The following is a 13822-nucleotide window of genomic DNA, read 5'->3' as shown; positions in this document are numbered from 1 at the left end:
GGATCAATTCGTCTCTTGTTTTAATCCTGTGCCCATTCAAGCAATGGGTGTTTTTGCAGATTTTCACAAACCTTGGATTGCCAAGCGGTGCTGGCAATGCAGGTGGTTTGCTCAATTTTGGCAAATACCGCGCTTCCTGAGCCCGTCATTTTAGCGGCAAAACCTTGTTGTCCTAAAAACGCGATGGCGCTTTGAATTTCAGGGCACAGGCTGCTGGCAACGGGCTGCAGGTCATTGTGGCCAAAACCGTAGTGATCTGCTGCAAAGCCCGCTATTGTAGCCAGTTTTGTGGCGCGTTGCAGCGATGGGTTCGAAAAAATTTTTCCTGTGTCCAATCCCGCCTGGGGTTTGAGCACGATGAACCGCGCTGGGGGCAGGGTGGCCGCGCCGGTCAGGGGGGTGATTTGCTCGCCCACGCCTTCCACCCAGGCATTGCGCCCGCGCAGGAAAAAGGGCACGTCGGCCCCCAGCGTCAAGCCAATGCGCTCCAGGTCAGCGCGGGGCAAATGCAGCTGCCACAGGCGGTTCAAGGCCAGCAAGGTGGTGGCGGCGTTGGAGGAGCCGCCGCCCATGCCAGCCTGCGCAGGAATGGATTTTTCCAGGCCAATGTGTGCGCCTTGGGTGCAGCCGGTGGCCGCTTGCAAGGCGCGGGCGGCGCGCACGCACAAATCGTCGGTGGGCAGTGCGGTGGTGCTGGCCAAGTCGCTGCGGGAGATGGTGGGGCTGGCGGTGCGCTCAAAGTGCAGTTGGTCTTGCCAGTCGATCAGCATGAAGACCGATTGCAGTAGGTGGTAGCCATCGCTGCGCCGACCGGTGATGTGCAGAAATAAATTGAGTTTGGCCGGGGCGGGAACGTCGTACAGGGTGCGCATGGGGAAGGGGAGCGATAGGGAGTTTGCGCAGAACACGCGCCAAGCCCGCGTTGCTTAAGGGGCGGGTTGCAAAATAATTTTCAACTGCGCTTGCGGCAGCGGGTCGGTGCGGCGGGCGCTGATGCGGCCTTGGGTGTATTGGCCCAGGTCGGCGTGCCAGCCTTGGGCTTGCAGGGGGTGGCCTTGCAGCCAGGCGAAGAAAGCCTCAATCGGCACGGCGGTGCCCAAGCTGCGCTCAATCAGGGCGGGCAGGGAGTCGGACGCGGTTTCTTCGCTGCCCTGGCGCAGCCAGGCCCCGTCTGGGCTCCAGTGCAGCAAGGCCAATTGCGAGCCCAGGGGGCTGAAAATATCCAGCTGCCCGGCGCTGGGCGTGCCTTGCAGCTGAAAGCTGGCGCTCCAGCTGTCTTGCGGGCTGCCGTCGGGGTTGAGTATTTGTAGTGCCATCCGCCCATTCCACGTGTTTTCAGTATCTTTTGATACTGAAGTTGTTGTAGAGCAAGCGGCTAAAGCACTTAAAAGAATAGCGCAGACCAGGCGCTGCCACCAGCGACTGAGCGAGGGATGGCGGGCCAGCGCGGGGCGCAGTGTGGGCGTGTGGGCCATGGAGTGCATAGAGTGCGCGAAAGGCTTAGGGCTGGACGTTCAGGCGCTGCAAAGTTTCGCGCAGCACGGCGTTGTCTGGGTCGCGCTGCAAGGCGGCGCGCCACAGGCTGCGGGCGCGTGCGGGGTCGCCAGAGACCCACAGCACTTCGGCCAGGTGGGTGGCAATTTCGACATCGTCGCGCAGGCGGTAGGCGTGTTCGAGCAGGGACAGGGCTTCGGGCAGATTGCCCTCGCGGTAGGTGAGCCAGCCCAGGCTGTCGGTGATAAAGGGGTCGTTGGGGGCGTACTCCAGTGCTTTTTTAATCAGGCGGCGTGCCTCGGGCAGTTGCTCGCCGCGATCGGCCAGTGAATAGCCCAGCGCGTTGTAGGCGTGGTGGTAGTCGGGGTGGCGCGCCATGATGCTGCGCAGCAGCTGTTCCATGGTGTCGAGTTGGCCAATTTTTTCGGCCAACAGGGCGGTTTCATAGGTGATGTCGGGGTTTTCCGGGTCTTGGGCTTGCAGCTGCGCTTGCAGAGCATAGGCCTGGGCGTAGGCCCCGGCATCGCGCAGCAGTTGCACTTCAGCTTGCTGTTTGCGCTGGGTTTGTTGCTTGCCTTCGGCGGGCAGGGCGTGCAGCAGCTGGCGCGCTTGCTTGAGCTTGCCCTGGCGGGCCAAGACGGTGGCCCTCAGGGCTTGCACGGTGAAATCGTTTTCAGTTGGCGGGATGCGCTCCAGCCATTGCTGGGCCAGGCCATGATTTTTGGCCGCCAAAGCGCTGCGGGCACCGAGCAGGCCCGCTTGCTTCCAGGCGGCGCTGCGCTGCTCTGGCGTGGCCAGGGTGGGGATGAGGTCGGTAAAGCGTTGCAGCGATTGCTCGGCATCGTTCCACTGGCCTTGTTGGGCGTGGGTGGCGGCCAGGGTGAACCAAGCTTCTAAATTGTCGGGGGCTTGGGCGACGGCGGCATCGAGCTGGACTTGGGCCGGGGCCAGGCGCTGCTGGTCGAGCAAGACTTTGGCATAGGCCAGGCGGATGGCCAGCGCGGGGGTGCGCTCTAAATAGGCTTGCACCAAGGGCTCGGCCTGGGGGACGTGGTTTTCTAGCAACTCCAGCGCCAACAGGGCGGCGGCCCCATTGTCGGGGGCCAGTTGCTGGGCGTGTCGGGCCGCTTCTAGGGCGGATTCTTTTTGCCCTGCGGCCAAGCGCATGTGGCCCAGCATGGCCCATGCGGCAGGGGCATTGGCGGTGTCGTTCAAATCGGCTTGCAGGGCTTGCTCGACCACGGCGGCGGCCAGCTTTTTATCGCTGGCATGGCGGTAGAGCTGGGCAATGGCCAGGTAGGCGGCGGCTTTGCTGCCGGGTGGGGTGGCGGCCAGTTCTTGGCTGAGGGGCTCGACCGTGTCAGAGACGCGGTTGAGCATGAGCAAAATTTGCAGCAGGTAGCGGTTGGCCAGGCGCGATTGCGGGAAGGCTTGCTGCCACGCCCGTGCCGAGCGCAAAGCCAAGGGGCCGGAGCGGGCACGCAAGGCCACTTCGGTGGCGCGTTGGTACAAGGCTTGGAGGTTGGTTTTGCCCGCCGCATCCAGGAGCAAGGCCACGGCATCTTGGGCATCGCCTTGGGCGGCCGTCATCTCGCCCAGCAGCAATTCGTACAGCAGCGGCGCATCCAGTGGGATGCGGCTGACTTCATCGGCAGGCTCGGCATCTACAGTGGGGCTGGGCGCTTGGGCGCTGGCATGCCAAGCGCTGAACAAGGCGGCACTGAGCGTGAGCAAGCGCCAAACGCGGGAAAAGGTGCTGGGGCGAAGTAGTGAGGCCATCTGGCCATAATAATCGCGGATGCGCTTGGCCTTTTTGATCCTCTCCTTGATTTTTCTGCCCCACCATGCCTGAGTTACCCGAAGTTGAAGCCACGCGGCGCAGTTTTGCCGATGCCATTGCGGGCGCGCGCATTCTGTCGGTGTCCCTGGGCAAGCCGCTGCGCTGGCCGCTGGGGTGTGCGCCGCAGGATTTGGTGGGGCGCCGGGTGCTGCAGGTGCGTCGCCGGGGCAAATACCTGCTGCTGGACTTAAGCCAAGGCCTGTTGCTGCTGCACCTGGGGATGTCGGGCAGTTTGCGCTTTGCGCCGCACTCCCCGCAGGCCCCCGGTTTGCCGGCCGCTGGGGCGCACGAGCATTTTGAGTTGGTCACCAGCCAGGGCACGCTGCGCTTGCACGATCCGCGCCGCTTTGGTGCGGTGGTGGCCGTCAGCGGGGAAGACGACCCCCGGGCCCGCAAGCTGCTGGATGGTTTGGGCATGGAGCCTTTGGACCCCAGCAGTTTTACCTGGGCGCGTTTTGCCGCCGGATTGCAGGCCCGCCGGGCCCCGATCAAAACGGTGTTGCTGGCGGGCAAGCTGGTGGTGGGGGTGGGCAATATCTATGCCAGCGAGGTGTTGTTTCTCAGCCGCATTCACCCGGCCACACCGGCCTGCGACATCAGCGCGGTCAAGGCGCGGCGCTTGTTCACGGCCATTGGGCAGGTGATGGCGCAGGCGGTGGAGTTGGGCGGCACCACGCTGCGTGATTTTTCCAACGCCTTGGGTGTGAATGGGCACTTTCAGCATGCAGCGCAGGTGTATGGCCGGGCGGGGCAAGCCTGCCACGCCTGTAGCCAGCCGATACAACTTTTACGCCAAGGCCAGCGCAGTAGCTATTACTGCCCGCGCTGCCAGAAAACGCCGTGAAAGCGGGCCCATGGCGGCCCCAACCGCCGGCTGTTTTGCCAGTGGCGCGGTTATAGTTCCCCGAATATGCATCGACACTTCTTCAGGAGAACCACAGGTGGGCCCATCGTTTAACGAGCAATTTGACCAGCTGGGCGAATGGCGCAAAGGCTTTGCCAACCAATTGGCGCAGTTTCGCAGCTGGTTGGGGGAGCACGAGTTGCTGGATGCTGCGGTGCAAGAGCATCTGCACCGCCTGGAGGCCCAGCTGCTGGATGACAAGGTGTGCGTGGCCTTTGTCGCCGAGTTCTCCCGGGGCAAGTCGGAGCTGATCAACGCCATCTTTTTTGCCCATTACGGGCGGCGCATCATGCCTGCATCGCCGGGACGCACCACCATGTGCCCCACAGAATTGGGCTATGACCCGGCCCTGCCCGCCTGCATGCGGCTGTTGCCCATTGAAACGCGCGAGCAGACCTACAGCTTGGCGCAGTGGCGTAGCCGCCCCTCCACCTGGGTGCAGTTGCCGCTGGATGTGAACGACCCTGAGCAGATGGCGGTGCAAATCTCCAAAGTGGCAGAAACCCGCACCGTTACGGTGCAGGAAGCCCGTGCCCTGGGTTTTTGGAACGATGAGCTGCCCCAAGACAACCCCATGGTCAATGCGCAAGGGCTGGTCGAGATTCCCCGCTGGCGGCACGCGTTGGTGAACATCGCCCATCCCCTGCTCAAGCAAGGGCTGGTGATTTTGGACACCCCAGGCTTGAACGCCGTCGGGGCCGAGCCAGAGCTGACCGTCAATCAGATTGCCCAGGCCCATGCCGTGGTGTTTTTGCTGGGGGCCGATACCGGGGTGACCAAGTCGGACCTGGCCATTTGGCAAGAGCATTTGTTGCCCAGCCACCGCGAGGGCGAATCGCACCTGGTGGTGTTGAACAAAATTGATGCGCTGTGGAACGGCATCGACAGCACAGAAAAAGTGCAGCAGCAGCTGGAGCGCCAGCGCCAGCTCAGTGCCCAAATGCTGAAAATATCGCCCCAGCGCATCTTGCCGCTGTCGGCGCAAAAAGGGCTGCAGGCCAAGCTGGAGCGCCGCAACGATTTGCTGCAGGAAAGCGGCCTGCCCGCCTTTGAGGATGCCCTAGCCCAGGGCATCTTGGCGCACCGCCAGGCGATCTTGCTCTCGGCGGTCACCGGCGGGGTGCAGCAAATGCGCGCCCAGGTGCGCCGGGCGATTCAAATCCGCCGCCGCGATTTGGATGAGCAGATGATGGAGCTCAACAGCCTGCGCGGCAAAAACACCACGGTGATCGACAGCATGCGCCAGCGCATCGAGCAAGAGCAACGCAGCTTTGAGGCCAGCAGCACCCGCATCCTGGCCTTGCGCACGGTGCATTTGCGCTTGATGAACCAGGCGTTTCAGCATTTGGGCTCTACTTCGCAGCGCAAAGAGCTGGAGCAACTGGCCCAGGCGCTGGAGCATTCGGGCCTGAAGCTGGGCGTGCGCAAGGTGTACGCCGCCACCTTCGAGCGCCTGCGCGAGCTGGGCAACCAGGTGCGCGCCGCCGGCACCGAGGTGCAATCCATGCTGGGGGCCAGCTTTAAAGACTTGAACGCAGAGTTTGGCTTTTCCCTGCTGCCGCCCGAGCCGTTGCAGCTGCACGATTTTGAAAAAAATCTGGCGGAATTGGAAGAAAGCTATTTGCAATACCTGGGCTTTGGCAACGTCTTCAAACTGGCCAACCCGCTGTTTGGCGAGCGCCTGATCAAAGCCCTGGGCATGCGGCTGCGCTCGATTTTTGAAAACGCCGCCAACGACCTGGATTTGTGGAGCAAAGGGGCCACCGCCCAGCTTGATGCCCAATTAAAAGAGCGCAAACGCAGTTTTGCCCGGCGCATTGAGGCCGTTGATCGCATTCAAAGCGCGGCCAGCGGCTTGATGGAGCACATCGCGCAAATTGAAAGCGCAGAAGCGCAGCTGCACGCCATCGACCAGATGCTGACGGACAAGACCGAACTGCTGCTGCACCTGCCGGTGCTGGAAGGGGCCGCCTGTGCAGTGCAGCCCCTCCAGGACTAAGCCATCCCCAGCCGCTACACTGCACCGTTTTTTTGACTGCGCCGCCCAAACCCTGGGGTTTTGAGGCGGCGCTGTGTTTATGGATGCTTTTGCTTTGACCCCGCCGCGCACAGCCCCTGTGATGCCCCCTGTGATCGCCCCCACTTTGGTGCAATGGCAAGCCCAGCATGGGCGCAACCACCTGCCCTGGCAGGCCACGCGCGATCCGTACCGCGTTTGGCTCTCTGAAATCATGCTGCAGCAAACCCAGGTGGCCACCGTGCTGGGCTACTACAGCCGGTTTTTGGCGGCGCTGCCCGATGTGGCGGCTTTGGCCGCCGCCTCCACCGATGACGTGATGGCGCTGTGGAGCGGCCTGGGCTACTACAGCCGCGCCCGCAACCTGCACCGCTGCGCCCAGGCCGTCATGCGCGAGCACGGTGGGCAATTTCCGCGCAGCGCCGCCGTGTTGGCCACGCTGCCGGGTATTGGCCGCACCACGGCGGCGGCGATTGCGGCGTTTTGCTTTGAGGAGCGCTCCGCCATTTTGGATGCCAACGTCAAGCGCGTATTAACGCGCGTGCTGGCCTTTGAGGGCGATTTGGCCCAGGCCGCCCAGGAAAAAGCCCTGTGGGCGCTGGCCGAGCAGCTCTTGCCCGAACACGGTCACGATATGCCGCGCTACACCCAAGCGCTGATGGACTTGGGGGCCACCGTGTGCACCCCGCGCCAGCCCGCTTGCAGCCAATGCCCGCTGCAAGCGGTTTGCCAAGCCCACCAGGCCCACGCGGCCGAGCGCTACCCCATCAAAACCCGCAAATTACGCCGCAGCAGCCAAGCCTGGTGGCTGCTGTTTTTGCGCGACAGTGCCGGGCGCTTTTGGCTGCAGCGCCGCCCCGAAAAAGGCGGTGCCAATGCCATCTGGGCCGGCTTGTTCAGCCCCTTGATTTACCCCGACGCGCCGGCGCTGGAGCAGGCCTTGGCCAGTTTGCCAACTACTTTGACAAGCACTGTGCGCATCGCCCAGCGCCGCGATCTGCCCGTGCTGGCGCATGTGCTGACGCACCGTGATTTGTTTTTGCACCCGGTGGTGGTGCAGCTGGAGGCGGATGCCCACGTGCTGGATGTGGCCAGGGACGAGGGCGCTTGGTGCTCGCCCGCGCAGGCCTTGGCCTTGGGGCTGCCCGCTCCGGTGCGCAAGTTGATGCTTGAGTTTTAAGAGCTTCTTCCGCTTTAAATACAATGTTTTTAGGTATTTTTGTGCTAAAAATGTTGTAAATAAAGCGGGTCTAGCTCTTTTATTATTTTATGGTTTGCTGGCCACCCGCGCATCCATCTCCCGATGGCGCAGCAAGGTGTTCCATTGCGTGCGGAAATGCGCCGCCAATTGCTCGGTTAAAAACACCGACCGGTGCTGCCCCCCTGTGCAGCCGACGGCCACCGTCACATAGCTGCGGTGGTTGGCCTGCAGGGCGGGCAACCAGTGGCTGACAAATTGCGTGATGTGCGTTTGCATGGTTTGCACATTGGCCTGCTGGCGCAGGAATTCTTGCACCGGGGCATCTTTGCCGGTAAGTGGGCGCAAACTGGGGTCGTAGAACGGGTTGGGCAGCATGCGCACGTCAAACACGTAATCGGCATCCAGGGGCAGGCCGTACTTGAAGCCGAAGGACTGAAAAATCAGCGTCAGTTGGTTGGCCGGGGCTTCAATAAATGCCTTGACGTAGTTTTGCAGTTGCGGCCCCCGGATGTTGCTGGTGTCGATCACGTGGGCGCATTCGCGCAGGCTGCTGAGCAGTTCACGCTCGTGCTCAATCACCTGGGCCAAGGCCCCGCCATCGGGCCAGTCGGTGGGGGCCAGCGGGTGGCGGCGGCGCGTTTCAGAGAAGCGCCGCACCAAGGTGGGCGTGTTGGCATCCAGAAACAGCGTGTGCAGTTGCACGCCCTCGCCCCCTAAGCGTTGCAATTGTTCCAACTGTTTGGGCAAGTGCGGCAGGCTGGTGGCGCTGCGCGCATCAATGGCAATGGCCACGCGCTGGCCGTGGTGGGCATGCTGCAGGCGCACAAACGCCGGGAGCAGCTCGGGCGGCAGGTTGTCCACGCAGTAGTAGCCGGCATCTTCCAGCGCTTTGAGGGCGATGGATTTGCCCGAGCCGGACAGGCCGGTGATGAGTACAACTTCCAGGGTCATAGCGCAGCTTTCCCAATGGCAGCAGGTGCGGCCTGTGCCTGATTGTGTGCCTGGGCCAGCATTTCGCGGGCGTGGGCCAAGGTGGTGGGGGAGATGGTTTGCCCGCCCAGCATGCGGGCGATTTCTTGTTCGCGCTGCTGGGCGTTGGTGGGCAGCACTTGGCTGGTGGTGCCAGTTTTGCGCCGCTGTTTGCGCACCACGCAATGCTGGTGGGCAAAGGCGGCCACTTGCGGCAAATGCGTGACGGCCAGCACTTGGCGGTTGGCACCCAGGCGCTGCATGAGCGCCCCCACGGTTTGGGCCACTGCGCCGCCAATGCCGGCATCGACTTCGTCAAAAATCAAGGTGCCCGCGCTGCCTTGGGCACTGGTGGCCACGGCCAGCGCCAGAGAGATGCGCGACAGCTCTCCGCCCGAGGCGACTTTGCCAATCGGCCGGGGCGTGGCCCCCGGGTGGGCGGCCACCAGAAACTGCACCTCGTCCAGGCCGTGGGCGCTGGGCTCGGCCAGGGGCAGCACCTGGGCGCAAAAACGGCCCCCCTGCATGCCCAATTCCTGCATGGCGCTGGTAATGGCCGCCTCCAGCTGGGCAGCGGCGTGGTGGCGCTGGGCAGACACCGCTTGTGCCGTGCTGCGGTAGCGCTCCAGCGCGTGGGTGACGGCCTGGGCCAGGGCGGGCAGGTCGGTGGCAGCGTCCAGGTCGGCCAGCTGTGCGTGCCAGGTGTTCAGCAGCTGCGGCAGTTCTTGCGGCGGGTGTTTGAAGCGCCGGGCCAGTTGCAGCCACAGGCCCAGGCGCTCATCCAGGGCGGCCAGGCGCTCGGGGTCCAGGTCGGCACGCTCTAAGTAGCGTTGCAGGCTGTGCTGGGCATCGTCAAGCTGTGCCAGGCACGATTGCAGCGTGGCGCTGATGTCGGCAAAGCCTGGCTCCAGGTGGGCGTGGGCATCGAGTTGGTGGCTGGCGTAGGCCAGGGGGCGCTCGGCCCCGGTTTCTTCGTTATTCAGGGCGGCCAAGGCGTGTTGCGCTGCTTCTAGCAGGGTTTGGGCATGGGCCAGGCGGGTGTGTTGGGTGTTCAGTTCTTCCCACTCATCGGCTTGGGGGGCGAGTTTTTCCAATTCGTCGATGTGCCACTGCAGGCGCTCGCGCTCTTGCTGGCGTTGCGCTTGGCGCTGTTGGGCGTGCTCGAGTTGCTGCCGGGCTTGGCGCCAATCGTGGTAGCGCTGGCGCAGTTCGGTGCTGTGAATGCCGGCATAGGCATCGAGCAGGCCGCGCACGCTGTCAGCGTGCATCAGGTTTTGCCAGGCGTGCTGGCCGTGGATGTTCACCAGTTGTTCGCCCACCTGGCGCAATTGCGTGGCGGTGGCGGGCTTGCCGTTAATCCAGGCGCGGCTGCGGCTTTGGGTGTCGATGGTGCGGCGCAGGGTCAGCGCCTGGGCGCTGGGCAATTCTTGGCTTTGCAGCCAGGCGGCGGTCGTGGCGTGCGGGGTGAAGACCAGGGTGATTTCGGCCTGCTCCGCCCCTTCGCGCACCACGCTGGCATCGGCACGCGCGCCCAGGGCCAGTTGCAGGGCATCGAGCAAAATGGATTTGCCAGCGCCCGTCTCGCCGGTCAGGGCGGTAAAGCCGGTGGCCAAGTCCAAGTCCAGCGCCTGCACGATGACAAAGTCGCGCAGCGTGATGCGTTTGAGTGTCATGGTCGGTAGCTTCTTTCGTTCCAGCCCAATTTTTTGCGCAAGGTGGCAAAGTAATTCCAACCCCGGGGGTGCAAAAAACGCACGCTGTGCTCGGAGCGGCGCACGTAGATGCGGTCGCCATGCAAGATGGTGGGCAGTGACTGCATGTCGAAATTGGCGCTGGCATCGCGCCCGCCAATGACTTGCAGCATGACCTCGCCGCTGTCCGGAATCACGATGGGCCGGTTCGAGAGCATGTGGGGCGCAATCGGCGCAATCACCCACGCGGGCGTGCTGGGGTGCATCATCGGCCCGCCCGCCGAGAGGGCGTAGGCCGTCGATCCCGTGGGCGTGGCCACAATCAGGCCATCGGCACGCTGGTCGGACAAAAAGCGCCCATCAACCTCGATGCGCAGCTCCAGCATGCCTGCGGTCGCGCCGCGATTGACCACCACATCGTTTACCGCCAAGGTTTCAAACACGCAGTTGCCCTCGCGCACCACGCGGGCGTGCATGAGCGGGCGCACGTCTTCGTCGTATTCACCCAGCAAAATCGGAAACAGCGTTTCGCGGTAACTGCTCAAAGGGATGTCGGTCACAAAGCCCAAGCGCCCTTGGTTGATGCCCACCAGCGCCGTGCCGTACTTGGCCAAATGGCGGCTGATGCCCAGCATGGTGCCATCGCCCCCCACCACCACCGCCAAAGCGCAGTGCTGGCCCAGTTCATCGACCGTCAGCGTCGGAAAGCGCTGGTGCAGCCCGGTGTGCAGGGCGGTATCCGCTTCCACCACCACCTCGCAGCCTTTGGCGTGCAAGAACTCGGCAATCTCGGCCAACGGCTGGTGCGCCGGGTTGGTCGGGGCGCTGTAGCCAGACAGTTGGTGGTACTTGCCGATCAAGGCAACATGGCGGAATGTGGGACTCATACTGAGAAATTACATCATATTAAAATGCCCGGATGCTCGATGATCGCGCCAAGTTGCTGCTCAAAGTGTTGGTAGAACGTTATATCGCCGATGGTCAGCCCATCGGCTCGCGCACGCTGTCGCGCTCTTCCGGCCTGGAGTTGTCACCAGCGACCATCCGCAACGTCATGGCCGACCTCGAAGAGCTGGGCCTGATTGCCAGCCCGCACACCTCGGCAGGTCGCATCCCCACGGCCCGGGGCTACCGCCTGTTTGTCGATACCATGCTCACCGCCCAGCGCCAAGCCTTGGTGGCCCCCCAGCTGCCGGCCGAGCAACCGCAAAAAGTCATCGCCAACGCGGCCCATCTGCTGTCCAACTTGTCGCAATTTGTCGGCGTGGTCATGGCCCCCAAGCGCAGCTCGGTCTTCAAGCAGATCGAGTTCGTCAAACTCTCTGAGCGGCGGGTGCTGGTCATCATCGTCGCCCCCGATGGCGACGTGCAAAACCGCGTCATGTTCACCGATAGCGAGCTGGACAGCAGCCAGCTCATCGAAGCGGCCAACTACCTCAACAGCCACTACGCCGGGCTGGACATCGAACAAGTGCGCGAACGCCTGCGCACCGAAGTGGAACAACTGCGCAGCCAAGTGGCCGATTTAATGCAGGCGGCCGTGAATATCAGCGCCGAGGCGCTCAGCCCCGCCACGCAAGAGGAGCAAGTGGTGATTGCCGGGCAAAGCAATTTGCTGGCCGTCAGCGATTTCTCCCACGACATGCACAACCTGCGCCGCGCGTTTGATTTGTTTGAGCAAAAAACCCAAATCCTGCGCCTGCTGGACTTTTCCAGCCAGGCCGAAGGCGTGCGCATCTTTATCGGCGGCGAAAGCCACATCGTGCCCATCGAGGAGCTGTCGGTGGTCAGCGCCCCCTACGAGGTGGACGGCCAAATCGTCGGCACCCTGGGCGTGATCGGCCCCACGCGCATGCCCTACGACAAGATGATTCAGATTGTGGACATCACCTCCAAGCTGGTGAGCAACGCGCTTAGCCACCAGCGCTAGCCGTTGGCCATGGTTTTGACCGCTACAATGCAAGCCCTCTTGGGCCCCTAGCTCATGCTTGGTTAGAGCAGCGGACTCATAATCCGTTGGTGCGGGGTTCGACTCCCCGGGGGCCCACCAAAAATTGAAAAGCCACTCTTTGCAGTGGCTTTTTTTACGTGCTTGAGCTTGGGCACCGCGTTGGAAAAGTGGGGGCTGTTGGCTCAGAGTGCGCATAAAAACTCCGGTTGGCAGCTGTCACAATGTTTGATTGCGACAAAAAATGTCGCAATTCATAGTATTGCGTCATACTACGCGCCATGAATAGCGTCAAACCACAGCAAGAACTCGACGTGTTGGCCAATGTCATTGCGCATCACCCTGAAGGGGTGAACGCTCAAGAAGTGTTGCAGGAATCAGGGCTGGCCTTGCAACGCCGAAGCCTTCAGCGCAGATTGGCTGTATTGGTTGAGCAAGAGCGTATTCGGGTGCAGGGGCAAGCCAGGGCCGTGCGCTACTTTCCAGTTCTGCAAGGTGAAAGCCCAAGTGGTGTGGATGCTTCAAGCGCAAAGATGGAGACCGGGCCATATGTTCCCATCAGCGCTGAAGGTGAAGCCATCAAGGCGTATGTGCGTCAGCCCCGGCACCTGCGCAAGCCTGTGGTCTATCGCACAGAATTTTTGGAGCAGTACCACCCCAACCACACCGCGTACCTGCCTTTGAAGTTGCGTGAGCAGCTGCATGCCCTGGGGCGCTCACCTGCCGAACAAACACCCGCTGGCACCTTTGCCAGAGACATTCTCAACCGCCTGCTGATTGATCTTTCCTGGGCTTCTTCGCAACTCGAAGGCAACACCTACAGCCGCTTGGATACCGCACGGCTGATTGAGTTTGGCCAGGTGGCGGAGGGCAAGGATGCGTTTGAAACGCAGATGATTCTGAACCACAAGCAGGCCATCGAATTTTTGGTGCATTCGCCCGAGCAAGCTGTGGTGTCGCAGGACACCATCGTGGCCTTGCATGCGCTGCTCTCTGATGGCTTGATGCCTGACCCCGCCATGTGTGGCCGCATTCGCAGTCGTGCCGTAGAAATTGGTGGCAGCGTGTACCTACCAGTGGCTTTGCCCCAACGCTTGGAAGAGTTGTTCGGCATCGTGGTGGGCATGGCCGCAGAAATAGAAGACCCGTTCGAGCAAGCGTTCTTCCTCATGGTGCACCTGCCGTATTTGCAGCCCTTTGAGGACGTGAACAAGCGGGTGTCGCGCTTGGCTGCCAACATTCCTTTCATTCGCCACAACCTGTGCCCACTGTCATTCATTGATGTGCCGCCGCAAGCGTACGTGGACGCGATGATCGGTGTGTACGAACTCAATCAGGTTGATCTGCTGCGGGATGTCTTTGTGTGGGCCTATGAGCGTTCATGCCAGCAGTACGTGGCTGTGCAGCAAAGTTTGGTGCCGCCAGACATCTTGCGCTTGCGCTACCGGCACGTGCTGGGTGAAGTGATTGCAGCTGTTGTTCGCAGCGGCCAGCCAATCAATGCGGTGAGTGTCAGCGCCATGCTGCCTGCAAGTGTGCAGCCTGAAGACCGCGCGCACTTCACACAGTTGGTGCTCAAAGAACTAGCGGGCTTGCATGCCGGCAATGCCGTGCGGTTTGGATTGAGGCCGCTAGAGCTGCTTGGGTGGAAGCAAGGCACATGTGAACCCTGACGGGGCTGCACGGATCGAGCGCGATGGCCAAGTGCAGGCGACGTCGCAGTTGTAGCAAGAAGCGTGTGACATCTTCTTGCTCTCT

General features: G+C 62.3%; 11 protein-coding genes and 1 tRNA gene. 6 read left to right on the top strand and 6 right to left on the bottom strand.

Going from position 1 to position 13822, the window contains the following annotated elements; genetic code table 11:
- Positions 1-20 precede the first annotated feature (20 nt).
- The 3 genes from ispE to J1777_RS07015 all read right to left on the bottom strand — a co-directional run bounded on the left by ispE (position 21) and on the right by J1777_RS07015 (position 3273).
- Positions 21-872, bottom strand: a complete 852-nt coding sequence (ispE, locus tag J1777_RS07025; protein ID WP_207575103.1) for a 4-(cytidine 5'-diphospho)-2-C-methyl-D-erythritol kinase — start codon at positions 870-872, stop codon at positions 21-23.
- Positions 873-926: 54 nt separating this feature from the next.
- Positions 927-1316: a lipoprotein insertase outer membrane protein LolB gene (locus tag J1777_RS07020; protein WP_207575102.1), complete on the bottom strand. Its 390-nt coding sequence runs from the start codon at positions 1314-1316 to the stop codon at positions 927-929.
- Between the two features lie 184 nt (positions 1317-1500).
- Positions 1501-3273 carry a tetratricopeptide repeat protein gene (locus J1777_RS07015; RefSeq protein WP_207575101.1) on the bottom strand — a complete coding sequence of 591 codons (1773 nt, stop codon included), beginning with the start codon at positions 3271-3273 and terminating at the stop codon, positions 1501-1503.
- 65 nt (positions 3274-3338) lie between these two features.
- Between J1777_RS07015 and mutM the strand changes: the two genes are divergently transcribed.
- The 3 genes from mutM to mutY all read left to right on the top strand — a co-directional run bounded on the left by mutM (position 3339) and on the right by mutY (position 7435).
- On the top strand, positions 3339-4178 hold the full coding sequence (gene mutM, locus J1777_RS07010) for a bifunctional DNA-formamidopyrimidine glycosylase/DNA-(apurinic or apyrimidinic site) lyase (protein ID WP_207575100.1): 840 nt from the start codon (positions 3339-3341) through the stop codon (positions 4176-4178).
- 97 nt (positions 4179-4275) lie between these two features.
- A complete protein-coding gene (locus tag J1777_RS07005) occupies positions 4276-6237 on the top strand; it encodes a dynamin family protein (protein WP_207575099.1) in 1962 nt (653 codons plus the stop codon).
- Between the two features lie 118 nt (positions 6238-6355).
- A complete protein-coding gene (gene mutY / locus J1777_RS07000) occupies positions 6356-7435 on the top strand; it encodes an A/G-specific adenine glycosylase (protein WP_423220536.1) in 1080 nt (359 codons plus the stop codon).
- A gap of 87 nt (positions 7436-7522) precedes the next feature.
- On the opposite strand, the gene rapZ is transcribed toward mutY, so the two are convergent.
- Genes rapZ through J1777_RS06985 form a run of 3 tightly spaced genes read right to left on the bottom strand, consistent with a single transcriptional unit; the run spans position 7523 to position 11003 of the window.
- Positions 7523-8407: an RNase adapter RapZ gene (gene rapZ / locus J1777_RS06995; RefSeq protein WP_207575098.1), complete on the bottom strand. Its 885-nt coding sequence runs from the start codon at positions 8405-8407 to the stop codon at positions 7523-7525.
- Positions 8404-10098, bottom strand: coding sequence for a DNA repair protein RecN (recN, locus tag J1777_RS06990; protein ID WP_207575097.1), 1695 nt, complete (start codon positions 10096-10098; stop codon positions 8404-8406). Before recN ends, rapZ begins: the two co-directional genes overlap by 4 nt.
- Complete coding sequence (locus J1777_RS06985; protein WP_207575096.1) at positions 10095-11003, bottom strand: NAD kinase; 909 nt, start codon at positions 11001-11003, stop codon at positions 10095-10097. The genes recN and J1777_RS06985 overlap by 4 nt, the downstream gene beginning before the upstream one ends.
- A gap of 32 nt (positions 11004-11035) precedes the next feature.
- On the opposite strand from J1777_RS06985, the gene hrcA reads away from it, so the two are divergent.
- The 3 genes from hrcA (at position 11036) to J1777_RS06970 (ending at position 13737) form a co-directional block, all read left to right on the top strand.
- The gene (hrcA, locus tag J1777_RS06980) at positions 11036-12046 is read left to right on the top strand and encodes a heat-inducible transcriptional repressor HrcA (protein ID WP_207575095.1); all 1011 of its coding nucleotides are present in this window, start codon (positions 11036-11038) and stop codon (positions 12044-12046) included.
- 41 nt (positions 12047-12087) lie between these two features.
- A tRNA-Ile gene (locus tag J1777_RS06975) sits at positions 12088-12166 on the top strand.
- Between the two features lie 179 nt (positions 12167-12345).
- The gene (locus J1777_RS06970; protein ID WP_207575094.1) at positions 12346-13737 is read left to right on the top strand and encodes a Fic family protein; all 1392 of its coding nucleotides are present in this window, start codon (positions 12346-12348) and stop codon (positions 13735-13737) included.
- Positions 13738-13822 lie beyond the last annotated feature (85 nt).

The organism is Comamonas denitrificans (assembly GCF_017368815.1).
Taxonomy (GTDB): Bacteria; Pseudomonadota; Gammaproteobacteria; order Burkholderiales; family Burkholderiaceae_C; genus Comamonas; species Comamonas denitrificans.
This window is presented reverse-complemented; position numbering and strand designations above follow the sequence as displayed.